Annotated in this window: 16 protein-coding genes; 9 read left to right on the top strand and 7 right to left on the bottom strand. The window is 66.7% G+C overall.

The window, feature by feature from the left end:
• Positions 1 to 34 precede the first annotated feature (34 nt).
• The 4 genes from BMW51_RS09675 (at position 35) to BMW51_RS09690 (ending at position 3,012) form a co-directional block, all read left to right on the top strand.
• Complete coding sequence (locus BMW51_RS09675; RefSeq protein WP_093005789.1) at positions 35 to 901, top strand: MBL fold metallo-hydrolase; 867 nt, start codon at positions 35 to 37, stop codon at positions 899 to 901.
• The gene (locus BMW51_RS09680) at positions 898 to 1,593 is read left to right on the top strand and encodes a DUF4230 domain-containing protein (RefSeq protein ID WP_093005791.1); all 696 of its coding nucleotides are present in this window, start codon (positions 898 to 900) and stop codon (positions 1,591 to 1,593) included. Before BMW51_RS09675 ends, BMW51_RS09680 begins: the two co-directional genes overlap by 4 nt.
• Before the next feature lie 63 nt (positions 1,594 to 1,656).
• Complete coding sequence (gene nadA / locus BMW51_RS09685) at positions 1,657 to 2,655, top strand: quinolinate synthase NadA (RefSeq protein ID WP_093005793.1); 999 nt, start codon at positions 1,657 to 1,659, stop codon at positions 2,653 to 2,655.
• Between the two features lie 51 nt (positions 2,656 to 2,706).
• Complete coding sequence (locus BMW51_RS09690) at positions 2,707 to 3,012, top strand: excalibur calcium-binding domain-containing protein (protein WP_093005795.1); 306 nt, start codon at positions 2,707 to 2,709, stop codon at positions 3,010 to 3,012.
• A gap of 12 nt (positions 3,013 to 3,024) precedes the next feature.
• Here the strand turns inward: BMW51_RS09690 and ppk2 are convergent, their stop codons facing one another.
• Positions 3,025 to 3,774: a polyphosphate kinase 2 gene (gene ppk2, locus BMW51_RS09695; protein ID WP_093005797.1), complete on the bottom strand. Its 750-nt coding sequence runs from the start codon at positions 3,772 to 3,774 to the stop codon at positions 3,025 to 3,027.
• 71 nt (positions 3,775 to 3,845) lie between these two features.
• Between ppk2 and BMW51_RS09700 the strand changes: the two genes are divergently transcribed.
• From BMW51_RS09700 to BMW51_RS09710, 3 genes are read left to right on the top strand one after another with little or no spacing between them, the layout of a single operon-like run.
• Positions 3,846 to 5,927 carry a prolyl oligopeptidase family serine peptidase gene (locus BMW51_RS09700; RefSeq protein WP_093005799.1) on the top strand — a complete coding sequence of 694 codons (2,082 nt, stop codon included), beginning with the start codon at positions 3,846 to 3,848 and terminating at the stop codon, positions 5,925 to 5,927.
• Between the two features lie 47 nt (positions 5,928 to 5,974).
• Complete coding sequence (locus BMW51_RS09705) at positions 5,975 to 6,751, top strand: metallophosphoesterase family protein (RefSeq protein ID WP_093005801.1); 777 nt, start codon at positions 5,975 to 5,977, stop codon at positions 6,749 to 6,751.
• Positions 6,751 to 7,119, top strand: coding sequence for a hypothetical protein (locus BMW51_RS09710; RefSeq protein ID WP_093005803.1), 369 nt, complete (start codon positions 6,751 to 6,753; stop codon positions 7,117 to 7,119). The genes BMW51_RS09705 and BMW51_RS09710 overlap by 1 nt, the downstream gene beginning before the upstream one ends.
• 17 nt (positions 7,120 to 7,136) lie before the next feature.
• On the opposite strand, the gene BMW51_RS09715 is transcribed toward BMW51_RS09710, so the two are convergent.
• From BMW51_RS09715 to BMW51_RS15890, 4 genes are all read right to left on the bottom strand, one after another.
• Positions 7,137 to 9,563 carry a TonB-dependent receptor gene (locus tag BMW51_RS09715; protein WP_093005805.1) on the bottom strand — a complete coding sequence of 809 codons (2,427 nt, stop codon included), beginning with the start codon at positions 9,561 to 9,563 and terminating at the stop codon, positions 7,137 to 7,139.
• Positions 9,564 to 9,944: 381 nt separating this feature from the next.
• Positions 9,945 to 14,234 carry a DNA-directed RNA polymerase subunit beta' gene (rpoC, locus tag BMW51_RS09720; RefSeq protein WP_093005807.1) on the bottom strand — a complete coding sequence of 1,430 codons (4,290 nt, stop codon included), beginning with the start codon at positions 14,232 to 14,234 and terminating at the stop codon, positions 9,945 to 9,947.
• A gap of 83 nt (positions 14,235 to 14,317) precedes the next feature.
• The gene (gene rpoB / locus BMW51_RS09725) at positions 14,318 to 18,499 is read right to left on the bottom strand and encodes a DNA-directed RNA polymerase subunit beta (protein WP_093005809.1); all 4,182 of its coding nucleotides are present in this window, start codon (positions 18,497 to 18,499) and stop codon (positions 14,318 to 14,320) included.
• A gap of 299 nt (positions 18,500 to 18,798) precedes the next feature.
• Positions 18,799 to 19,119, bottom strand: a complete 321-nt coding sequence (locus tag BMW51_RS15890; protein ID WP_143051847.1) for a hypothetical protein — start codon at positions 19,117 to 19,119, stop codon at positions 18,799 to 18,801.
• A 163-nt stretch (positions 19,120 to 19,282) separates the two neighbouring features.
• Between BMW51_RS15890 and BMW51_RS09735 the strand changes: the two genes are divergently transcribed.
• Entirely contained in the window at positions 19,283 to 20,101 is an 819-nt protein-coding gene (locus tag BMW51_RS09735) for a hypothetical protein (RefSeq protein ID WP_093005811.1), read from the top strand.
• A 238-nt stretch (positions 20,102 to 20,339) separates the two neighbouring features.
• On the opposite strand, the gene rplL is transcribed toward BMW51_RS09735, so the two are convergent.
• Both rplL and rplJ read right to left on the bottom strand, forming a co-directional pair.
• Complete coding sequence (gene rplL / locus BMW51_RS09740; protein ID WP_093005813.1) at positions 20,340 to 20,720, bottom strand: 50S ribosomal protein L7/L12; 381 nt, start codon at positions 20,718 to 20,720, stop codon at positions 20,340 to 20,342.
• A 66-nt stretch (positions 20,721 to 20,786) separates the two neighbouring features.
• Complete coding sequence (gene rplJ / locus BMW51_RS09745) at positions 20,787 to 21,302, bottom strand: 50S ribosomal protein L10 (protein WP_026325829.1); 516 nt, start codon at positions 21,300 to 21,302, stop codon at positions 20,787 to 20,789.
• Positions 21,303 to 21,731: 429 nt separating this feature from the next.
• On the opposite strand from rplJ, the gene BMW51_RS09750 reads away from it, so the two are divergent.
• On the top strand, positions 21,732 to 24,257 hold the full coding sequence (locus BMW51_RS09750; protein WP_093005815.1) for a PhoX family protein: 2,526 nt from the start codon (positions 21,732 to 21,734) through the stop codon (positions 24,255 to 24,257).
• Positions 24,258 to 24,379 lie beyond the last annotated feature (122 nt).

A 24,379-nucleotide genomic window follows, 5' to 3' on the forward strand; every position in this document is an offset into this window, starting at 1 on the left:
CGTCGCCGCGTCCGACCCGCCATCTGCGTGCGCGATGGATGCTACGCCGCCGCCTGTCGGGCTCGCGATCAAGCTCGAACCGCTCGTCACGCGCGTGCTCGCGCCGAACGCGTCGGCCTACACCTTTACCGGCACGCAGACGCATCTGGTCGGTCAGCGCGACCTCGCCGTGATCGATCCGGGGCCGGCGGACGACGCGCACCACGCCGCGCTGCTGCGCGCGATCCGAGGCCGTCCGGTGCGCGCAATCCTCATCACGCATCATCACCGCGATCACAGCCCGGGTGCGCGGCGGCTGGCGGCGGAAACGGGCGCGCCGATCATCGGATCGGCCCCGTTCGCGATACACGACGACGAACCGCGCGCCGACGCGGCGTTCGATCCCGATTACGCACCCGACCGCGTGCTCGCCGAGGGCGAGCGGGTCGGCGGCGATGGCTGGACGCTGGAGGCGATCGCCACGCCTGGCCACACCAGCAACCATCTCGCCTTCGCGTTGCCCGAGACAAAGGCGCTCTTCTCGGGCGATCACGTAATGGGCTGGGCGACCAGCGTCGTCTCGCCGCCCGACGGCGACATGGGCGACTATATGGCGAGCCTGGAAAAGCTGCTCGCGCGCGACGACCGCGTCTATTATCCCTGCCACGGGCTCGAGATCGATCGCCCGCAGCGACTGGTGCGCGGCATGCTCGGGCATCGCAAGCAGCGCGAGGGGCAGATCATGCGGCTGCTCGGCGAAGAGGCGCGAACCATCCCGGCGATGGTCGAGAAGATGTACGTCGGGCTCGACCACCGGCTGCGCGGCGCCGCCGAGCGCTCGGTACTGGCGCATCTGATCGATCTTGCCCGGCGCGGCCTGGTCCGCGACGAGGGCGACTGCTGGAGTGTGGCGGCGGCATGAACAACATCGTCAAGACAGCGATCGGCCTCGCGGTCGCGGCCGCGATCCTGCTGGTCGCGGTGGCCGGCTATCGCCGCTACACCGACGATTACACCGTCTCCACCGACGAGAACGGCCTCGCCGTCGCGCGCGTCGTCACCGGGCGGCTCTACGGCAGCAGCGACCTGCGCGTCAGCCGCCTATCGGGTATTGTGCAGGCGACCGCCGCGACCAGCCGGCTATGGGGCTGGCTGAAGTCGACGCGCGTCGTGAAGGCGCCGTACGAGGTCGACTATTTCGTCGAACTGCAATCGCTGTCACCGCGCGACTTCCGCTACGATGAGGCGAACCGGCGCCTGCTCGTGGAGGTGCCCGACGTCGTGGTCGGACGCGCCAATGTCGACGAGGCGAACGTGACGGTCGACCAGACCAGCGGCGTGATCGTCTCGCGCGACGCAATGGCCGAGCTGCAGCGCCGCGTGTCGGCGACGGCGACGCGCGTGGTTGCGGCGAAGGCGCGCGAACCGCAGAACATGACCAAGGCGCGCGAGAACGGCCGGGTCGCGCTCGAACGGCTGTTCGGCGGCACGCTCGCCGCCGCGGGATTGCCGGTCAGCGTCGAGGTGCGTTTCCAGGGCGAGCCGCGTCCCGGTGACGCGACGCAGTGGGACCTGACCCGCAGCCTGGAGGAAGTGCTCGGCAACGCTGCGTGACGCGGGGCTGACCACGACGCGAATGACTTGATCGCGCGCACGCGCCGGGCCACATCGCCGCGCATGGAACAGCCGACCAACCTCGCGGGTCTCGATCTGCGCGCCGAAATCGACCGCCTTCGCCGCGAGCGCAACGCGGTCATCCTCGCGCATTATTACCAGAAGCCCGAGATACAGGATCTGGCCGATTTCGTCGGTGACAGCCTCGACCTCAGCCGCAAGGCCGCGGACACCGACGCCGACGTGATCGCCTTCTGCGGCGTCCGCTTCATGGCCGAAACCGCGAAGATCCTCAGCCCGCAGAAAACGGTGGTGCTCCCCGACATGGATGCGGGCTGCAGCCTGGAGGACAGCTGCCCGCCCGAACAATTCGCGGCGTTTCGTGCGCAACACCCCGACGCGATCGCGCTCACCTACATCAACTGCTCGGCCGAGGTGAAAGGCTTGTCCGATGTCATCGTGACGAGCAGTTCGGCCGAGAAGATCCTGAGCCAGATACCGGCCGACCAGCCGATCATCTTCGGCCCCGACCGTAATCTCGGCGGCTATCTCGCGCGCAAGACCGGGCGCGACCTGATCCTGTGGCCGGGCGTGTGCATCGTGCACGAGGCGTTCAGCGAGACCGAGCTCCTGAAATTGAAGGCGCAGCACCCCGGCGCTCCGGTCGCGGCGCATCCGGAATGCCCCGCGGTGATCCTCGATCACGCCGATTACGTCGGCTCGACCCGCGGCATCCTCGATTACGCGATGGCGATGCCGGGCGACACGCTGATCGTCGCGACCGAGCCGCACATCATCCACCAGATGGAAAAGGCGCTGCCGAACAAGACGTTCATCGGTGCGCCGGGCGCCGACGGGAACTGCAACTGCAATATCTGCCCGTACATGGCGCTCAATACGATGGAGAAGCTCTACGTCGCCCTGCGCGACCTGACGCCCCGGATCGAGATCGAGGAAGACCTTCGCCTGCGTGCCAAGAAGAGCCTCGATGCGATGCTCGCGATGGCGAGCGGGTCGGTCGGATTGGGTGACCTGGGTCCGGTGCGCGTCACCGGCGACTGAGTGGCAGCGACGCTTACCATTCGTTCACGGCCAGTAGCTAACGTCCGCTCCATGTCGGAGCACAGCGTTGCGCAGATTGCCGCGGTCCTGATCGGGGCGAGCGTGTTTGGCACGATCGTGGGTGTCGGATCGACGATGACGACCATGCCAGAACGCAAGGAGGTCGCATCGGCGGTCAGCGATGTCGCGGTCGCCGCGGGGATGAAGCGCGCGCGCGAGCCGCAGCCGGGCGATCATTGGGGCGGATGCAACGACGCGCGCGCCGCCGGCACGGCGCCGATCTACCGCGACGAACCCGGCTACCGCGAGAACATGGATGGCGACGGCGACGGGATCGCGTGCGAGCCAATCCGCTGACGGGCGCGCCTCCTATTTCGCCAGCCGCCCGTCCTTCAATGCGTCCAACTCGAAGGTAAACAGCACGTCGCCGTCCGGCTGCTTGATGTCGTGTGCCACCTCTTCGGGTGCGATCGCGTGGAGCAGGTGGCGGATCACCGCCTTGTGCGCCGCCGGCTTGTCGTCGCCGCGCACGCACGTCCACGGTGCCCAAACGCTGTGCGTCCGCTCCAGCATCGTGTCGCGGGCGGCGGTGTAATCGTCCCACTTCTCCTGCGCGACCGCGTCAAGCGCGGATACCTTCAGTGCCTTCAACGGATCGGTACAACGCTTCTCCAGCCGTCGCGCCTGCTCGTCCTTGTCGATGTCGAGCCACAGCTTGACCAGCTTGATCCCGTTCTCGACCAGCATGCGCTCGAAATCGGGCACGTCGCGCAGGAACTGCGCCTGCTCGGCATGGCTGGAGAAGCCGTTGACCACCTCGACGCCCGCGCGATTGTACCAGCTTCGATTGAAGATCACGAGCTCGCCCGCCGCCGGCAAGTGCGCGACGTAGCGCTGAAAATACCATTGCGACTGCTCGCGATCGCTGGGCTTGGGCAGCGCGACCACGCGCGTGTTGCGGACCGACAGATGCTTGGTGATCGCCTTGATCGTGCCGTCCTTGCCCGCGGTGTCGCGCCCTTCGAGCACGACCACGGCACGCTCGCCGCTCTCCGCCATCGCCATCTGCATGCGGACGAGCTCCAGCTGCAGTTTGTGATCGTGCTTGGCTTTGCCCACTGGTCCTCCGCTCGCTTCACCGCCGCGACACGCCGGTTGAGCGGGTGCGGCAGGAAGGCTACGCTTCGCCCATGAAATCGCTCCTTCCGCTCGTCTCGCTTCTCGCTGTTGCCGCGGCACCTGCTGCCGACCCTTATGCCTGGCTCGAAGATATCGAGGGCGCCCGCGCGCTCGGCCAGGTCAAGGCGTGGAACGCGGAGACGGAGCAGCTGCTCACCCGCGACCCCCGCTACGAACAGGACCGAGCGCGCGCCAAGGCGATCCTCGACGACGAGGCGCAGATCGCCGAGCCCGAGAGCATCCTGGGTACCCAGGTCACCAACCTGTGGCGCGACGCGGCGCACCCGCGCGGGCTGTGGCGCGTGGCGAGCCTCGCCAGCTACACCGCCGGCAAGCCCGAGTGGCGCACGCTCATCGACGTCGACGCGCTCGGCCGGCAAGAGGGTAAGAGCTGGGTCTGGCACGGCGCGCAGTGCCTGGAGCCCGACTACACCCGCTGCATGGTCGCACTCAGCCCCGGCGGCACCGACGCGCAAGTGGTGCGCGAATTCGACCTGAAGACCGGCGCGTTCGTGCCCGGCGGCTTCTTCCTCCCCGAGGCCAAGAGCCGCTACACCTGGATCGACCGCGATCACCTGCTCGTCGCGAGCGACTGGGGCGCGGGATCGCTGACCGTCTCGGGCTATCCGCGGATTGCCAAGGTATGGACGCGCGGCACGCCCATCACGGCGGCGAAGACGGTGCACGAGGCGCCCGCGTCGATCGTCGGGCTGGAGATCAGCGCACCCGTCGACGCGAAGCAGCGCTGGCCGATGATCGCGGTCAACACCACCTTTTTCCAGAGCGATTACATCGTGCGGATGCCCGACGGCCGCTTCGTGCCCTTGACGCTGCCGCAGGGTGCCGACGTGCGCGACGTGATCGATGGCCGCGCGATCGTGTCGTACAGCAAGCCGGCGAACGGCTTCGACGCCGGCGTGCTCGTCGCCTACTCGCTCGCCGACGCGGCAGCCGGGCGTCGCATGGCGCCCGAGCTCGTCATGGCCCCGACGAAGAGCCAGGCGGTCGAGGAAGTCAGCGCGACCGACAATGTGCTGTGGGTCAAGGTGCTCGACGACGTGTCGGGCAAGCTGATCGCGCTGCGTCGCGGCGCTGATGGCCACTGGTCGCAGCGCGCGATGCCGCTCGCCGCCAACAGCACGATCCACATCACCGGCAGCTCGGGCGCGCGCGACACCGCGTTCGCGACCGTTGAGGGGATGCTGACCCCGCCGACGCTCTACGCGGTCGGTGCCGACGCGAAGATCACCTCGGTCCAGTCGCTGCCGCCAAAGTTCGACGCGAGCAAATATACGGTGGCGCAGCATTTCGCGACCTCGAAGGACGGCACGCGCGTGCCGTATTTCCTGGTCACGAAGAAAGGTGCGGCGCAGCCCGCACCCGCGCTGATCCATGCCTATGGCGGGTTCCGCAACGCGCAGACGCCGACCTATCTCACCGACCAGCCGTACCGCGCCGGGCCGCTGGCGCTGTTCTGGGTCGAGCAGGGCAACGCCTTCGTCCTCGCCAATATCCGCGGCGGCGGCGAGTATGGCCCGCGCTGGCATCAGGCGGGCCTGCGCGAAAAGCGGCAGAACGTGTTCGACGACCTGCACGCGGTCGCCGAAGACCTCGTCAAGACGGGGGTGAGCGCGCCCAAGAAGATCGCGATCTCGGGCCGCTCGAACGGCGGTCTGCTGGTCGGCGTCGCGATGGAGCAGCGCCCCGACCTGTACGGCGCGGTGATCGCGGGGTCGCCGCTCGAGGACATGCGGCGCTACTCGCACCTGTCCGCCGGCGCATCGTGGATCGACGAGTATGGCGATCCCGACAAGCCCGCCGACTGGGCGTTCATCAGCAAATATTCGCCCTACCAGAATGTGCGTACGGGCGTACGCTACCCGCCGGTGCTGTTCTACGGTTCGACCAAGGACGACCGCGTTCATCCGGGCCACGCGCGCAAGCTCGCCGCGCTGCTCAAGGCGAATGGCAATACCGTCTACTTCCACGAATATCTCGAAGGCGGGCACTCGGTCGGCGCCGATCACGCCGAGGACGCGCGCCGCGCGGCCCTGCTCGACGCGTTCCTGCGCCGCGAGCTGATGGGCAAATAGGCACCCACCGGCCGCTCGCGCGTTGTGAGCGGCCAAAGGGAGGCAAAATGACCAAGCTGTTCCACGTCAGCGACGTGCATTTCGGCGCCGAGGACCCGGCCGCGATCGCCTGGTTCGGCGAGCGTGTCGCCGCGGAGAGGCCCGACGCCGTCATCATGACCGGCGACCTGACGATGCGCGCGAAGCCGAAGGAGTTCCGCGCCGGTGGCGACTGGCTGCGCTCGCTCGGCGTGCCGGTAACGCTAGAGGTCGGCAATCACGACATTCCTTACTACTGGGATCCGATCCGCCGGCTGTTCTCGCCTTATTCGCGCTACGCCGCGGTCGAGAAGATGATCGAGCGTCCGCTCGACATCGCCGGGATCGCAGTCATCCCGCTCAAGACCACCGCGCGCGCGCAATGGCGCTGGAACTGGTCCAAGGGTCGCGTCAGTCCGGGTTCGCTCCGCCGTGCGCTGTCGCTGATCGCGGGCGTGCCAAAGGATCACCTGATCATCGTCGCCGGTCACCATCCGCTGATCGAGGGGCCGACCAAGGGCACGGCAAAGACCAAATACGGCGATCAGGCACTTGTCGCACTAGCTGAGGCGGGCGCCGAGGTGGTGCTGTCGGGCCATGTGCACGATCCCTTCGACGTACCTTACACCCACGCCGGCCGCACCGTTCGGCTGATCGGCGCGGGGACGCTGTCGAAGCGCGTCCGCCACTCGCCCCCCGCTTTCAACGAACTGCGGGTCGAGGGGCAGCAGATCACCACAATCGTGCGCACGATGGAGGGAGACCGGACGCTCACACTCGGCGAACCGGTGCGCGAGCCAGCGTGATGCGGCGGCTGCTCGTCTTTACGATCCTGCTGGTCGCCGCCGCACCCGTCGACAAAGCCGGGGTGACGCGGGGCGACAGGGCGGGACCGTCACGTGCCGACCGGCGCCTCAGGGCGGATGTATTGAAGGGCATGCAGCGCTATTCGGTGGCGGCATACCGCTGCGCGCGGCTCGACCGGGTGCAGGCGCAGTCGCTGCCCACGCGCTTCCGCACCGGCGCGCCCGTCTACCGCCGCGGCGGGCATTGGGAGGAATGGTCCGCTCGCGCCTGTGGCCAGCGACGTACCTTCCTGGTGGCGATGTGGCCGAGCCGTCGCGGCGGGATCGACTTCACCATCGAGCCGCAGCGCTTGCCCAAGCGCCGCTGACGCTCAGCGCCAAAAACTCAGCGCCTCAGCCGCAGCGTCGCGCCGATCGTGCGCGGATCGCTGGGGGTCGCCAGGATCAGCCCCGAATTGCCCGCCTGCACGGTCACGTTCTGCACATAGTCGCTGTCGAACAGGTTGCGGGCGAACAACGCCACCTCCAACCCGTCGGCGAAGCGATAGCCAATGTTGGCGTTGGTCAGGTTGTAGCCGCGAATATAGGTGAAGCGCGACAGGCTCGGGTCCCCGCTGTAGCCGCTGCGCGATGCGGTATCGACGTGAAGGAACACCGATCCGCTGCCGACCGGCTGCTCGATGTCTGCGCCCGCCGTGGCGGCGAAGCGCGGCAGCGACGCGAGCCGCCGTCCGGTCAGGCTGCACCGCGTCGTCGCCGCGGTCTGCAGCTCTAGCGGGCAGGGACCGGCGGGATAGTCGCTATATTCGCCGTCGGCGTAGGCTACGCCAGCGCGCAGCGACACGCCCGGCAGCACCAGCGCGGTCGCGTCGGCCTCGATCCCCTTCACCGTCACCTCGGGAATGTTCGACAAATACCCGCGCAACTGCGCGGTCTGCGTCACCGAGTTTTCGACCACCGTCGCCTGGAAGTCGCGCACCCGGGTGTAGAAGCCGTCGATGTTGAACACGAGCCGCCGGCCGAACGCCTGCGTCTTCAGGCCTAACTCGTAGGTCTCGTTGCGCTCGGGCCTGACTACCGCCGTCGCGAGCACCGGGCGGTTGTTGCTGTCGAGCGGCAGCCCCGACATGTTGATCCCACCCGATTTGAACCCGCGCGCGTAGCTGACGTAGCCGAGCACGCCGTTAGTGATGTCGACCGCGATGTTGCCGCGGCCCGACAGGCTGCCGTCGCTGTCGTGCGCGGAATAGGATTGCGGGCGCAGGATGTTGAGCCGTGCGTTTGCGAGCGCGGGGATCGACGTGGCGGGACCCTCCGACACGGTCGTGTCGTAGAAACCGTCCTTGTTCTCGTGCGTGTAGCGCAAGCCCGCGGTCAGCGTGACACGGTCGACGACGCGCCAGTTCACCTCCCCAAATGCGGCATAGCTGGTGCTGCGGAATTCGGTGCGCCCATCCTGACCGTAGCCGTCCAGCAGGTTTTCCGGTACCGTGATCGACGTCGTATTCGTGGCGCTCGTCGGCACGCTCTCCCCGATCAGCCAGCCGGCGCCTGCGGGTCCGTAAATGCTGATCGGCCGCCCGGTGATCTTCTGCGAGAAGGCGTAGAGGCCAACGACATAGCCCAGCCGCCGCTCACCGTTTGATGCCAGCCGAAGCTCCTGGCTGAACTGGTCCTGCCGTGACGGGATGTGCTGGCTCAGCTGGATCGGCAGCCCGATATAGTCGCGGTCGTTCTCCGCGTCCCAGTTCCAGAACCGCCACGCGGTGACCGAGGTGACCGTCGCTGGTCCGATGTTCCAGTCGGTGATCGACGACACGCCGCCCTCGTTGGTGTCGGTGCCGAGTGGCCCGTCAATGTCGGTCACGCGGTCACGGTAGTCGAGCGAGGGGAGGGTGTAGCCGAACTGCCGCGCCAGCGCCGGAAACTGGCGGCTTGCCGCGCGCAGGCTGCTGCCGACGACGTACGGCACCTGCGTACAGCAATAGGCCTGAAAGTTGGTGAAATCGGCCGACAGCTTCATCTGCACGCGATCGTCGGGCTTGAACAGCAACTGCCCGCGCACCGCCTGTGTGCCCAGCGTATTGGCAACGCGTCCGGTGCGAACGTTGTCGATCACGCCATCGCGCCGCGTCGACACAGCCGACAGGCGATAGGCGACCATGTCGCTGATCGGACCCGAGATCCAGCCTTTTGCCTGAACGAAATTGTAGCTGCCATAGGACAGCTCGGCGAAACCCCCGGGCGTGAAGCTCGGCGCGCGTGTCGTGATGTTGATCGCGCCCGCGGTCGTGTTCTTGCCAAACAACGTGCCCTGCGGTCCGCGCAGTTCCTCGACCTGCGCCACGTCGGCGAAGTCGAACGCCGCGGTTGCCGGGCGCGCGTGATAGACCTGGTCGACGTAGAAGCCGACGCCCGATTCAAGCCCGTCGTTCGCCTGGCTGACCGCGACGACGCTGGAGCCGAGCCCGCGGATCGTGAACGCGGTGTTACGCGGATTGGCGGAGGAATAATTGAGGCTTGGGATCAGCGTCGTCAGTGCCTGCGTGTTTACTGCATAAGCCTGGTCAAGCAACGTGCCGCCAACGACCGACAGCGCGGTCGGAATACGCTGCGCATCTTCGGCCCGACGCCGCGCGGTGACGATGACGCTGGGCAGGGCGGCTGCATCGCCGTCGGACTCGGCCGCACCGGTAGCGGTGGTCGGCGCTACGTCGATGGTGGGCGTGGAAACCGGTTCGGCCGTCTGCGCCGTCGCCGGCAGTGCAAGCGTGGCAAGCGCGACCGAAGTCAGCAACGATGCGAAGGTCATGAAAACGGCCCCTTTGGCGTACCGGCAGCGACTTGAGGCTGTCCGGTGCAAGGGCGTTCATGTCGTTATGTCCAATTGAATACAACAGATATATTCGAGCGGATATAACTTGTTCGGCGTGGACTACTCCTCCCTTGGTGCGCTGTGCAGCGCCGTCGCTTCTGTCATCCCGAACTTGGCCCGGAGTTACGCTCGATCCGAGACGAGGCGAAGGAGCGGAACTCAGGGTGAAGCGCGGCGGGGCCCCGGCAAGAGGCACGTCGAGTCTCGTGAAAAGGGCAGGTGCCTCTGAGCGGCGCAAGTCTGAGCGATCGCGCCAAAACGAAACCGCCGCCCGGTTGCCCGGACGGCGGCTCCTGTTTCACGTCGTGACCGGAACGATCAGTCGTTCAGATACTCACCCGCATCGGCGTCGGTGCCGGTGCCCGATGGCACGACCTCGGCGAGCGGATCGCTGCCGGTGCCGGTGTCGTCGCGCGGGCTGCGCGCGTCCTCGGCGGCCTTGACCTGCGAGGCGGTGCCCGCTGCGATCATCGCCTCCTGCAACTTGCGCTGCTGGACACGCAGCGCCGCATCGCGCGACGAGGCCGCGACACGCAGGCGGTTCATACCCGCACCGGTGCCCGCCGGGATCAGGCGACCGACGATCACGTTCTCCTTCAGGCCCATCAGCGTGTCCTGCTTGCCCTGGACTGCCGCCTCGGTGAGGACGCGGGTGGTCTCCTGGAACGACGCGGCCGAGATGAACGAACGCGTCTGCAGGCTCGCCTTGGTGATGCCGAGCAGCACGGGCTTGCCCTGCGCCGGCGCCTGACCCTTCTCGAGCTTGGCGTTGATCGCGTCCATTTCCTCGCGATCGACCTGCTCGCCCGCCAGCAGCGTGGTGTCGCCACCCTCGGTGATCTCGACCTTCTGCAGCATCTGACGAACGATCGTCTCGATGTGCTTGTCGTTGATCTTCACGCCCTGCAGTCGATAGACCTCCTGGATCTCCGACACGAGGTATTCTGCCAGCGGCTCGATGCCGAGCACCTCCAGAATATCGTGCGGATCAGGCGAGCCGCCTATCAAATTGTCGCCGCGCTTGACGTAGTCGCCTTCCTGAACGTCGATCACCTTCGACTTCGGGATCAGATACTCGACGACCTCGCCACCATCCTCGGGCTGGATGCCGATCTTGCGCTTCGCCTTGTAGTCCTTGCCGAACACGACGCGGCCGGAGACCTTGGCGATGATCGCATTCTCCTTCGGCTTGCGCGCCTCGAACAGCTCGGCGACGCGAGGCAGACCGCCGGTGATGTCGCGGGTCTTGGCGGACTCGCGGGCGACACGGGCGAGCACGTCACCCGCCTGCACCGTCGCATTGTCCTCGACCGACAACACCGCACCCGGCGCCAGCATGTAGCGCGCGGCTTCACCCGAACCCTCGTCGAGCAAGGTCATGCGCGGACGCAGATCCTCCTTCGACTTGGTGCTGGCGCGGTGCTCGGTGACGACGCGCTGGGCGATGCCCGTCGCTTCGTCGACCTGCTCGGTCAGCGTCTTGCCCTCGACCAGATCCTGGAACTTCACCGTACCGCCGGTCTCGGTGATGACCGGCATGGTGAACGGATCCCACTCGGCCATGCGGTCGCCCTTCGACACGATGTGACCGTCGTCGAACATGACGTACGCACCGTAGGGGATGCGATCGACCGACAGTTCGCGGCCGTCCATGTCCTTGATCACGATCTCGCCCGAACGGCTCAGCACCACGCGGCGGCCGCGCTGGTCGACGATCACGCGCAGGTCGCGGTATTCCGCGGTGCCGTCTGCGTGCGCCTCCAGGTTGCTCGTCTCGTTCAGCTGTGCCGCACCGCCGATGTGGAAGGTGCGCATCGTCAGCTGCGTGCCCGGCTCACCGATCGACTGCGCGGCGATGACGCCGACCGCCTCACCGATGTTGACCGGCGTACCACGCGCCAAGTCGCGGCCGTAGCACTTGCCGCACACGCCGATCTTGCTCTCGCAAACCAGCGGCGAGCGGATCTTCATGCCCTGCACGCCCATCGCCTCGATCTGCGCGACCATCGGCTCGTCAAGCAACGTGCCGACCGGGATGACGACCTTGCCATCCTTGTCGACCACGTCCTCGGCCGTGGTGCGGCCCAGGATACGCTCGCCGAGCGACGCGATCGTGCTGCCGCCCTGAACGATCGCCTTCATCTCCAGCGCACGCTCGGTGCCGCAGTCGAGCTCGACGATCGTGCAGTCCTGCGACACGTCAACCAGACGGCGGGTCAGGTAGCCTGAGTTCGCCGTCTTGAGCGCGGTGTCGGCCAGACCCTTGCGCGCGCCGTGGGTCGAGTTGAAGTATTCAAGGACGGTCAGGCCTTCCTTGAAGTTCGAGATGATCGGCGTTTCGATGATCTCGCCCGACGGCTTGGCCATCAGCCCGCGCATACCCGCCAGCTGCTTGATCTGCGCCTGCGAACCACGCGCACCAGAGTGGGCCATCATGTAGATGGAGTTGATCGGCTTCTCGCGGCCCGCGTTCGCACCCGCGTCGTCACCATAGTGACGCACGGCCTTGATCTCGTTCATCATCGAGTTCGCGACCTGGTCACCGCAGCGCGACCACGCGTCGATCACCTTGTTGTACTTCTCCTGCTGCGTGATCAGGCCGTCCTGATACTGCTGCTCGAAGTCCTTCACCTGATCGCGCGTCTCGTCGACCAACGCGTCCTTGTCAGGCGCGATGATCATGTCGTCCTTGCCGAACGAGATGCCGGCCTTGAACGCGTGACGGAAACCGAGCGCCATGATCGCGTCGGCGAACAGCACCGTCTCCTTCTGGCCGGTGTGACGATACACCTCGTCGATCACGTCGCCGACGTCCTTCTTCGTCAGCAGGCGGTTGACCGTGTCGAACGGCACCTTGTGGCTCTTCGGCAGCGTCTCGCCCAGCAGCATGCGGCCCGGCGTCGTCTCGAAGCGCTTGAGGTACTGCTTGCCGTCCTCGTCGGTCTGCGGAACGCGGCTGATGACCTTGGTGTGGAGCGTCACCGCACCCGAGTCGAGCGCCTGGTGCACCTCGGCCATGTCGGACAGAAGCATGCCTTCGCCCGGCTCCTTCTCCTTCATCATGGAGAGGTAATACAGGCCCAGCACCATGTCCTGCGACGGCACGATGATCGGCTTGCCGTTGGCGGGCGACAGGATGTTGTTGGTCGACATCATCAGCACGCGCGCTTCCAGCTGCGCCTCGAGGCTCAGCGGAACGTGCACGGCCATCTGGTCACCGTCGAAGTCGGCGTTGAACGCCGAGCAGACCAGAGGATGGAGCTGAATCGCCTTGCCCTCGATCAGCACCGGCTCGAACGCCTGGATGCCCAGACGGTGGAGCGTCGGCGCGCGGTTCAGCATGACCGGGTGCTCGCGGATCACCTCGTCCAGGATGTCCCAGACTTCCTTGCGCTCCTTCTCGACCCACTTCTTCGCCTGCTTGAGCGTCATGCTCAGGCCCTTGGCGTCGAGGCGCGCGTAGATGAACGGCTTGAACAGCTCGAGCGCCATCTTCTTGGGCAGGCCGCACTGGTGCAGCTTGAGCTCCGGACCCGTCACGATGACCGAACGGCCCGAATAGTCGACGCGCTTGCCGAGCAGGTTCTGACGGAAGCGGCCCTGCTTGCCCTTGAGCATGTCAGACAGCGACTTCAATGGACGCTTGTTGGCGCCCGTGATCGTGCGACCGCGACGACCGTTGTCGAACAGCGCGTCGACCGCCTCCTGCAGCATGCGCTTCTCGTTGCGGACGATGATGTCCGGCGCGCGCAGCTCCATCAGCCGCTTGAGGCGGTTGTTGCGGTTGATGACGCGGCGATAGAGGTCGTTCAGGTCCGATGTCGCAAACCGGCCACCGTCCAGCGGCACCAGCGGGCGCAGCTCGGGCGGGATGACCGGCACGACTTCGAGGATCATCCATTCGGGACGATTGCCCGACTCGAGGAAGCTCTCGACGACCTTGAGGCGCTTGATGATCTTCTTGGGCTTGAGCTCCGACTTGGTGGTGGCCAGCTCTTCGAGCAGCGCGACCTTCTCGCCCTCGAGATCAAGGTTCTCGAGCATGACGCGCACAGCCTCGGCGCCGATGCCGGCCGAGAAGGCGTCCTCGCCATACTCGTCCTGCGCCTCGAGCAGCTCATCCTCGGTCAGCAGCTGGAACTTCTCGAGCGGGGTCAGGCCCGGCTCGATCACGATGTACGCCTCGAAGTACAGCACGCGCTCGAGCTGCTTCAACTGCATGTCGAGCAGCAGGCCGATGCGGCTCGGCAGCGACTTCAAGAACCAGATGTGCGCGACCGGCGCGGCGAGCTCGATATGGCCCATCCGCTCGCGGCGGACCTTCGACACGGTGACTTCGACACCGCACTTCTCGCACACGATGCCCTTGTACTTCATGCGCTTGTACTTGCCGCACAGGCACTCGTAGTCCTTGATCGGACCGAAGATGCGCGCGCAGAACAGGCCGTCACGCTCGGGCTTGAACGTGCGGTAGTTGATCGTTTCCGGCTTCTTGATCTCGCCGAACGACCACGAGCGGATGCGATCGGGCGATGCGATGCCGATCTGGATCTGGTCGAAGGTTTCCGGCTTCGCGAGCGGATTGGCGAAATTGGTCAGTTCGTTCATGATTTCGTCCCTCTAGGGGTAAGCTGTCCAGGCGGGAGGGAGGGCGAGCGACGGTTCAGGAAACCACCGCTCGCACGCTCCTGTTACTCCGCGGCCTCGGCCATGCCGTCGTCCTCGGACTCTTCCATCGACTTCAGGTCGACGTTGAGGCCCAGCGAGCGCATTTCCTTGACCAGCACGTTGAAGCTCTCGGGAATGCCGGCCTCGAACGTATCGTCACCCTTGACGATCGCCTCGTAGACCTTGGTGCGGCCGACCACGTCGTCCGACTTCACCGTCAGCATTTCCTGCAGCGTGTAGGCGGCGCCGTAGGCCTGGAGCGCCCAGACCTCCATCTCGCCGAACCGCTGCCCGCCGAACTGCGCCTTGCCGCCCAGCGGCTGCTGGGTGACCAACGAGTACGGCCCGATCGAACGTGCGTGGATCTTGTCGTCGACCAAGTGGTGGAGCTTGAGCATGTAGATGATGCCCACGGTCACCTTGCGGTCGAACTTGTCGCCGGTGCGCCCGTCGAACAGGTCCGACTGACCCGACGAGTCGAGCCCTGCCAGCGCCAGCATGTCCGACACGTCCTTCTCGATCGCGCCGTCGAACACCGGAGTGCCCATCGGAACGCCACCGCGCAGGTTCTGCGCCAGCTCGACGATCTCCTCACCCGAGCGGGCGCGAATGTCGTCGAGATAGTGCTCGCCGTAGACTTCCTCCAGCCGCGCCTTGACCGCGTCGGGCATCGCGCCCGCCGCCGCGTCAGGGTTCGCTTCACGCCAGTCATCGAGCTGCTGCGCGATTTGCTGACCGAGGCCGCGTGCGGCCCAGCCCAGATGCGTCTCGAAGATCTGCCCGACGTTCATGCGGCTCGGCACGCCCAGCGGGTTGAGGACGAGGTCGACCGGCGTCCCGTCGGCGAGGAACGGCATGTCCTCCGCCGGCAGGATGCGGCTGATAACGCCCTTGTTGCCGTGACGTCCGGCCATCTTGTCGCCCGGCTGCAACTTGCGCTTCACCGCGACGAACACCTTGACCATCTTGAGCACGCCCGGCGGCAGCTCGTCACCGCGCTCCAGCTTCTCGCGGCGATCCTCGAACTTGTCGCGAATACGCTTGGCCGCCTCGTCGTACTGGCCCTTCACGGCTTCCAGGTTAGCCTGAACGGCGTCGTCCTGAACCGCGAACTTCCACCACTCGTGGCGGTCGACGGAGTCGAGCAGGTCCATATCGATGGTCGAGCCCTTCTTGACACCCTTCGGCGCCGCGGTCGCGACCTGGTCCAGCAGCATCTCGCGCAACCGGCTCCACGTCGCACGATTGAGGATCGTGCGCTCGTCGTCCGAGTCCTTCTTCAGGCGCTCGATCTCCTCGCGCTCGATCGCCATCGCGCGCTCGTCCTTGTCGATGCCGTGACGATTGAAGACGCGCACGTCGACGATCGTGCCGGCAACGCCGGGTGGGAGGCGCAGCGAGGTGTCGCGCACATCCGACGCCTTCTCGCCGAAGATCGCGCGGAGCAGCTTCTCTTCCGGCGTCATCGGGCTCTCGCCCTTGGGCGTGATCTTGCCGACCAGAATGTCGCCCGGCTCGACCTCGGCACCGACGTACACGATGCCCGCCTCGTCGAGGTTGCGCAGCGCTTCCTCACCGACATTGGGAATATCGCGCGTGATGTCCTCGGGCCCGAGCTTCGTGTCGCGGGCCATCACCTCGAACTCGTCGATGTGGATCGACGTGAACACGTCGTCCTTCACGATCCGCTCGGAGATGAGGATCGAGTCCTCGTAATTGTACCCGTTCCACGGCATGAATGCGACCAGCGCGTTGCGGCCCAGCGCCAGCTCGCCGAACTCGGTCGAAGGACCATCGGCCAGCACGTCGCCCGCCTTCACCACGTCGCCCACCTTCACCAGTGGACGCTGGTTGATGCAGGTCGACTGGTTCGAACGCTGGAACTTCATCAGCGTGTAGATGTCGACGCCGCTCTCATTCGCGTCGACCTCACCGGTTGCGCGAATGACGATGCGGGCCGCATCGACCTGATCGACCACGCCGGCGCGCTTGGCCGAGATCGCGGCGCCCGAATCACGCGCCACCGTCTCTTCCATGCCGGTGCCGACGAACGGCGCCTCGGCCTTGACCAGCGGCACCGCCTGGCGCTGCATGTTCGAGCCCATCAGCGCGCGGTTCGCGTCGTCGTTCTCCAAGAACGGGATCAGCGAGGCCGCGACCGACACGAGCTGCTTGGGGCTGACGTCCATCAGCGTCACCGTCTCGGGCAGCGCCATCAGGAACTCGCCCGCCTGACGCGCGGAGACCAGCTCCTCGGCGAACGAACCGTCCTCGTTCAGCTCGGCCGACGCCTGCGCGACGGTGTGCTTCTGCTCCTCCATTGCCGACAGATAGACGACCTCGTTGGTCACCCGGCCGTCGACGATCTTGCGGTACGGCGTCTCGATGAAGCCGTACTTGTTGACGCGCGCGAAGGTCGACAGCGAGTTGATCAGACCGATGTTCGGGCCTTCCGGCGTCTCGATCGGGCAGATGCGGCCATAGTGCGTCGGGTGAACGTCGCGAACTTCGAAGCCCGCGCGCTCACGCGTCAGACCGCCCGGCCCGAGTGCCGAAACGCGACGCTTGTGCGTCACTTCGGACAGCGGGTTGGTCTGGTCCATGAACTGCGACAGCTGCGACGAACCGAAGAACTCGCGCACCGCGGCGACCGCGGGCTTGGCGTTGATCAGGTCGTTGGGCATCACGGTCGAGACGTCGACCGACGACATGCGCTCCTTGACCGCACGCTCCATGCGCAGCAGCCCGACGCGGTACTGGTTCTCGAGCAGCTCGCCCACCGACCGCACACGGCGGTTGCCGAGGTTGTCGATGTCGTCGATCTCGCCCTTGCCGTCCTTCAGGTCGACAAGCGTCTTGACGACCGCCAGGATGTCCTCGGTGCGCAGCGTCGTCACCGTGTCCTCGGCGTCGAGGTCGAGTCGCATGTTGAGCTTCACGCGGCCGACCGCCGACAAATCGTAGCGGTCGGGATCGAAGAAGAGCCCTGCGAACAGCGACTCCGCCGTCTCGAGCGTCGGCGGCTCGCCGGGGCGCATCACGCGGTAGATGTCCGACAGCGCCTGCTCACGCTCCTCGGCCTTGTCGGCCTTGAGCGTATTCCGGATCCACGGACCCGTCGTGACATGGTCGATGTCGAGCAGCTCGACGCGGTCGAGCCCGGCCTTGTCCAGCTTCTCCATGCTGTCAGGGCCGATCTCGTCACCGGCCTCGACGTAGATCTCACCCGTCTGCTCGTTGATGAGGTCATAGGCCGAGTAGCGACCGTAGATTTCCTCAGTCGGGATCAGCAGCGTCTCGAGACCATCCTTCGCCGCCTTGTTGGCGGCGCGCGGGGTGATCTTGGTGCCGGCCGCGAAGATCACTTCGCCCGACTTCGCGTCGACGATGTCGAACGACGGCTTCACGCCGCGCCAGTTCTCGGCCGCGAACGGGATCTGCCAGCCACCCTGACCGCGCACGAAGGTAACGCGGTTGTAGAAGTGGTTGAGAATTTCCTCGGAGTTGAGGCCGAGCGCATACAGCAGCGCCGTCACCGGCAGCTTGCGCTTGCGGTCGATACGGACGTTGACGATGTCCTTGGCGTCGAACTCGAAATCGAGCCACGAGCCACGATAGGGGATCACGCGCGCCGCGAACAGGAACTTGCCCGACGCGTGCGTCTTGCCGCGGTCATGGTCGAACAGGACGCCTGGGCTACGGTGCATCTGGCTGACGATCACGCGCTCGGTGCCGTTGATGAAGAACGTGCCGTTCTCCGTCATCAGCGGCATGTCGCCCATGTAGACGTCCTGCTCCTTGATATCGAGCACCGAGCGGGTCTCCGTATCCGGATCCACCTCGAACACGATCAGGCGCAGCGTGACGCGCATCGGCGCGGCATAGGTGATGCCGCGCTGGCGGCATTCCTCGACGTCGAACTTCGGCGGCTCGAGCTCGTAATTGACGAAGTCCAGCTCGGCGGTGCCCGCGAAATCGCGGATCGGGAACACCGACCGCAGCGTCTTCTCCAGACCCGAGACGTAGCCGATCGACGCGTCGGAGCGAAGGAACTGCTCGTAGCTCTCGCGCTGCACCTCGATCAGGTTCGGCATCTGCACCACTTCGTGGATGTTGCCGAACACCTTGCGGATGCGGCGCTTGCGCGTCCCGCCGGTGGTGTCGCCCGAGCGGGCGGTGCCCGCGTCGATCGCCTTGGTTGCCATGTTGAGCGTTGCCTCGTCAGCCGATAAAATCACGAAGCGCAAAGAACGGCGAAAGGCCGCACGTCTGGTCCCGTGAGGGAGACGGCAGCCTCAAGCGTCCTGTATCCAGCATCTCTATCCGTACGAGGCACTGCGCGACGGCGCCCCATGTCCCGAAATGCTGGAAGAGTTCGCGATATAGGGCAGGGGTGCCGCCCCGTCAATGAACGGCGGCCGCCACAAACGTCGATCGCCCGCGAACGATCCCGCCGCGTCGCTACCTCCGATCGGCGCGGGTACGAGCATCGTCGCTTTGTACGTCACCCGAAACGGTTGACCTCCACCGCATTCGCGCTAGCGCCACGCATCATGATCGTTCCGCGTCGTACCCGCGTCTCGCCAGCGCGCCTTTCGCTCGCCCTGTTGCTCCTGACGAGCGCGCCCGCGGCTCTGGCGCAATCCTCCACGCCGGCGGCGACCCCGACCTTGTCGCTGCCGCCGATCACCTTCTCGCTGCCCTCGGGCACGCCGACGCCCACCGCGACGCCCGAGCCGACCGCGACGCCCAGCCCGACACCGCGTCCGACGCCGTCCCCGCGCGCTACGCCTAGCCCCCGTGCAACGCCCGCGGCGCGCGCCACTCCGACGCCGCGCGCTACGCCGACAGCGCGCGCAACGCCGATCGTGCGCGCTAGTGAGACCCCGACGCCTACGCCGTCCCCCTCTCAGCTTCCCGAGCCCGCACCCACTGCGTCGCCCACGATCGCAGCGCCCGCTCCAACCCCAGTCCGGAGCGCGACGCCCGTGCTCGGCACACCCACGCCACCGGTCAGCGACGAAGGTAGCGATTACGGCTGGCTCTGGTTCGTCGGGCTAGCGGCGCTCGCCGGCGCGGGATGGTGGTGGTGGCAGCGCCGCGCTTCTTCCGCACAGGCGCACCCGATCGAAGCCGTTGATGCCGCCCCGGGCGATGCCGAGCCCGTCGCTACGGCGCCGGTTGCAGCCGAACCGGTTACGCCCGTTGCGGCTGCCGCTGCTGCCACGGCACCGCGCATGCTGACACGGCGCACTGCCGCCGCGGCGACCCAGCCCGCCCCGGAGAGCGCTCCGCAACCGCGTGCCTGGATCGAGCTGGAGCTTCGCGCGCGCCGCGCCGGCGTCAATCTGGTTACCGCAACCGCCGACGTGGAGATCGTCGTGCGAAACCGCGGTGAGGTCGAGGCGCGCAACATCCGCCTCGACGCGCGCCTCACCAGCGCGCGCGCGGATCAGGACGCGGAACTCGGCCAAATCTTCGCGCAGACTGCCGGTCGGCCGGCGGCGACGCCGTTCGCCCTCGCGCCCGGCGCCGAGCGGGTAGTGCGCGCGCTCGTGACGCTGCCGCGCGACAACATCAACGTCCTCACCGCTGCCGATCGTCCGATGTTCGTGCCGGTCGTGACGCTCAACGCGCGCTACGTACCGAGGGAGAACGCGGCGGGCGAGGGGCAGACCGCGCAGGCGTTCGCGCTCGGGATCGAGCGCGCGGGCGCGGCGAAGCTGGCGCCGTTCTGGCTCGATGGCCCTGCGCGGATGTTCGAGACGGTGGCGGCGCGCCCGCACGCGCTTGCGGTATCGAGCTGAGCTTTAGCGCTCCAAAAGCGACATCAAGCCGGCGGTGCGATGCAGGAAGCCTGAGCGGCGCTGATGTTCGCTTTGTAGGCAAAAGAAAAAGGGCGGCACCGCGTTAGCGGGCCGCCCTTTTCTTGTGGCCGCGGCGTCATGGAAGTGAATTCCATGACGTCGACGCTCGGCGGAGCCGAGCCCGGCCGGCCTTGCGGCATGGAAGGGTTGGCCTGCCAACCCCGCCCGCCGCTGCGGCTTACTTCAGCTCGACGGTCGCGCCGGCTTCTTCCAGCTGCTTCTTGACCTTCTCGGCCTCGTCCTTGCTCACGCCTTCCTTGACGGGCTTCGGCGCGCCTTCGACCAGCGCCTTCGCCTCGGTCAGGCCCAGGCCGGTGATCGCGCGGACTTCCTTGATGACGTTGATCTTCTTGCCACCGTCGCCGGTCAGGATCACGTCGAACTCGGTCTTCTCTTCCGCCGCCGGCGCACCAGCGCCGCCGCCGCCGGCTGCCGGAGCCGCTGCAACCGCTGCTGCGGCCGAGACGCCCCACTTCTCTTCGAGCATCTTCGAGAGCTCAGCGGCCTCGAGGACGGTCAGTTCGCTCAGCTGGTCAACCAGCGCGTTCAGGTCTGCCATGATACTTTTCCCATTTGCGGGGACGTGTCGTCCCGTTCGTCAACAAAATGAACTTGCCCGAAGAACTCAGGCGGCTTCCTTCTCGGCGTAAGCCGACAGGACGCGCGCGATCTGAGCCGCGGGTGCCTGCGCGATCGTCGCCAGCTTCGTGGCGGGTGCCACGACGAGGCCGATGATCTTGGCGCGCAGCTCGTCGAGCGAGGGCAGCGTCGCCAATGCCTGTACGCCGGCCAGGTCGAGCGCGGTTGCGCCCATCGCGCCGCCGACGATCTCGAACTTGTCGGTCGTCTTGGCGAAATCGACCGCGACCTTCGCCGCCGCGACCGGATCGACCGAGGTGGCGAGGCCGACCGGACCGGTCAGCATGTCGCCGATCGAGCCATAGTCGGTGCCGTCGAGCGCGATTCTGGCAAGCTTGTTCTTCGAGACCTTGTATACCGCGCCGGCATCCCGCATCCGGTTGCGCAAGTCGGTCGACTGCGCGACCGTCATGCCGAGGTTGCGGGTGACAACCACCACGCCAACCTCGGAGAAGGTGCTGTTCAGCTCGGCAACGGCTGCGCTTTTCTGCGCACGATCCATGCCATTCTCCACGTTCATGAACGTGCTGCCGAAGCCGCACGCCCGGTTGCTTTTCCCGCCCGCGCCGAATGGCACGAACGGTGTGTCCGACGATGGGGAAGGGGATGCCCGCTAGGGAGCAGCATCGCGGGCGGCACATGACCGAACCGGAGGCGTTCAAATCCTGTTTCCCCGTCTCGGCGGGAAATTAAGCCGCGGCAGATCCGCGGCACCCACTGTCTTGGACGGATGAGCCGAACGGGGCGAGCCCCACGCGGTTCGAGCGCGCCTTTAGCAGAAACTGGCACTGGCACAAGGGGCCTGCGCGCTGTCGCACAACTGCAACGCGGGCGTCATCGATCGATCATCGAACTGCCACCGCTCTGTCGCGTGCACCCGCCAAAGGCGTGGCGAAGCGCCGTGGGAGTGGCGCGATCCGGGGGATTTCACATGACCGACCTGAGCCTGACCATCGGCTACGACGACGGCGACATCGATACCAACGCCAGCGGCAATCCGCACCTGAACGAAATCGTTCAGCAGCGCTATTCGCGGCGCCAGACGCTGCTCGGCGGGCTGTCGGCGATGACCACGGCCGCGTTCGGCTCGGTGCTCTTGTCGGCGTGCGGCGGCGACGAGCTCGATGATCCCGGCGTGGTGGTGAGTGCGGGCGAGTCGATCACGACGACGGCGGGCAAGACGGTGACGCTGAACGGCGTGGCCGGCAACAACGCGACCACGTCGGGCTTCACGCAGGTGAGCGGCCCGACGGTGACGCTCAGCACCGCGGGCGGGGTCACGACCTTCGTCGCACCGGCCGTGTCGGCCGCGACCGCTCTCGTGTTCCGCTTCTCGGCCAGCGGAAAGAACGGCCAGACCAGCAGCGCGGATACGACCGTCACGGTCAATCCCGCAACGCTCGCCTTTACCGCGGTGTCGAAGAATTTGAACGACGTCGTGACCGTGCCGGAGGGCTATTCGGTCGCGGTGCTCTACCGCCTGGGCGATCCGATCGCGTCCACCGTCGGCGTCTACGCCAACGACGGGCAGGACACGAATTTCGCGCAGCGCGCCGGCGACCACCACGATGGGATGAGCTTCTTCGGCCTCGGCGCGACCGGCAGCGCGCCCGACGCGAACAACAACACGCGCGGCATGCTGGTGCTCAACCACGAGAACATCACCCAGGCCTATCTCCATCAGGCGGGCGCCACCACCGTTGCGGGCCGCCGTCCCGAGGCGGAGGCGATCAAGGAGATCGAGGCGCACGGCGTCTCGGCGATCGAGGTCACGCGCGCGAGCGGTGGCGCGTGGAGCTACGTCCAGTCATCCGCGCTCAACCGCCGCGTCACCCCCAACACGCCGATCGTCATCAACGGACCGGTGCGCGGCAACGCGCAGCTGCGCACGCTCTACTCGGCCGACGCGACCGCGGGACGCGGCACGATCAACAATTGCGCCAACGGCCAGATGCCGTGGAACACCTACCTGACCAACGAGGAGAATTGGGCCGGCTATTTCCGGCGTACCGCCGGTGACGCCGCTGTCCGAACCGCCGCGGGTCTTGCCAAGCAGAACGTCTCGCTCGCGCGCTACGGCGTGCGCGAGGGGGCGAGCGGTAACTACGGCTGGTCGACCGTCCAGCCCTCGACCGCGGGCGACACGCGCTTCGCCAAGTGGAACGCGACCGCGACTGCGGGTGTGGCAGCGGACGGCAGCGCCGATTTCCGCAACGAGCCGTTCCAGTACGGTTGGGTGGTCGAGATCGACCCGTTCAACCCGACCGCCGCGCCGCGCAAGCGCACCGCGCTCGGCCGCATGAACCACGAGGGCTGCTGGCCCGGCCGCACGATCGCCGGCACGCGCCCGGCCTTCTACATGGGCGACGACGCGCAGAACGAGTATATCTACAAGTTCGTGTCGAACGCCGCCTGGGCGGACGCCGACGCGAGCAACGCCGACCGGCTCGCGATCGGTGACAAATATCTCGACACCGGCACGCTCTACGTCGCACGCTTCAACGCGGATGGTTCGGGCCAGTGGCTGCCGCTTGTCTTCGGGCAGAACGGGCTGACCAGCGCCAGCACCGTCTACCCCTTCGCCGATCAAGCCGACGTGCTGATCAACACGCGCCTCGCCGCCGACGTGCTCGGTGCGACCAAGATGAATCGCCCGGAATGGACCGCGGTCAATCCGGTCAACGGCGAGATGTACTGCACGCTGACCAACAATTCGTCGCGCACGCCCGCGACAACCGACGCCGCCAACCCGCGCGCCTATACCGATCCCAAGCTGCCGCAGGGCGATGTCGTCAACGCCGATCCGCCCACCTCGTCACAGGCGACGCGCGGCAACGCCAATGGCCATGTCATCCGCGTGCGCGAGAATGGCGACACGACGGAGGCGACCGCCTTCACCTGGGACGTATACGCCTTCGGATCGGGCGCCGACCTCGACCGCACCAACATCAACCTGTCGGGGCTCGACGCGACGAACGACTTCTCCTCCCCCGACGGGCTCTGGTTCGGGCGCAACACCAACGTGACCGGTCAGGTCGCGCCGGTACTGTGGATTCAGACCGATGACGGCGCCTACACCGACGTGACCAACTGCATGATGCTCGCCGCACTGCCGGGCCGCGTCGGCGACGGCGGCACGCGCACGGTCAACAACACGCTGACCACCGCGGCGGGGGTGACCACCACCAGCACCACAACGACGCGGATCGGCGCGGCGCCGGGCGCGAACCTGAAGCGTTTTCTGGTGGGTCCGAAGGAGTGCGAGATCACCGGCATTACCTCGACTCCCGACGGTCGTTCGCTGTTCGTCAACATCCAGCATCCCGGTGAGAACGGCAACGCCGGCAACATCACGTCGAGCTGGCCGGCGTCGCAGACCGGGCAGGGCGGCAGCAGCCGTCCGCGCTCGGCGACCATCGTCATCACCAAGAACGACGGTGGCATCGTCGGCATCTGAGCGACACAGGGAGGGCGTCGCCTCGGGCGTCCTCCCAATCGACTTTATGTCAGAACGGTGACGTAAGCGGCCGACCCGGCCGCGCCTTTGACATGGCCGTTCATCAGGCGTACACCATCGGA

It is taken from the genome of Sphingomonas palmae (assembly GCF_900109565.1).
Classification (GTDB): Bacteria; Pseudomonadota; Alphaproteobacteria; order Sphingomonadales; family Sphingomonadaceae; genus Sphingomonas; species Sphingomonas palmae.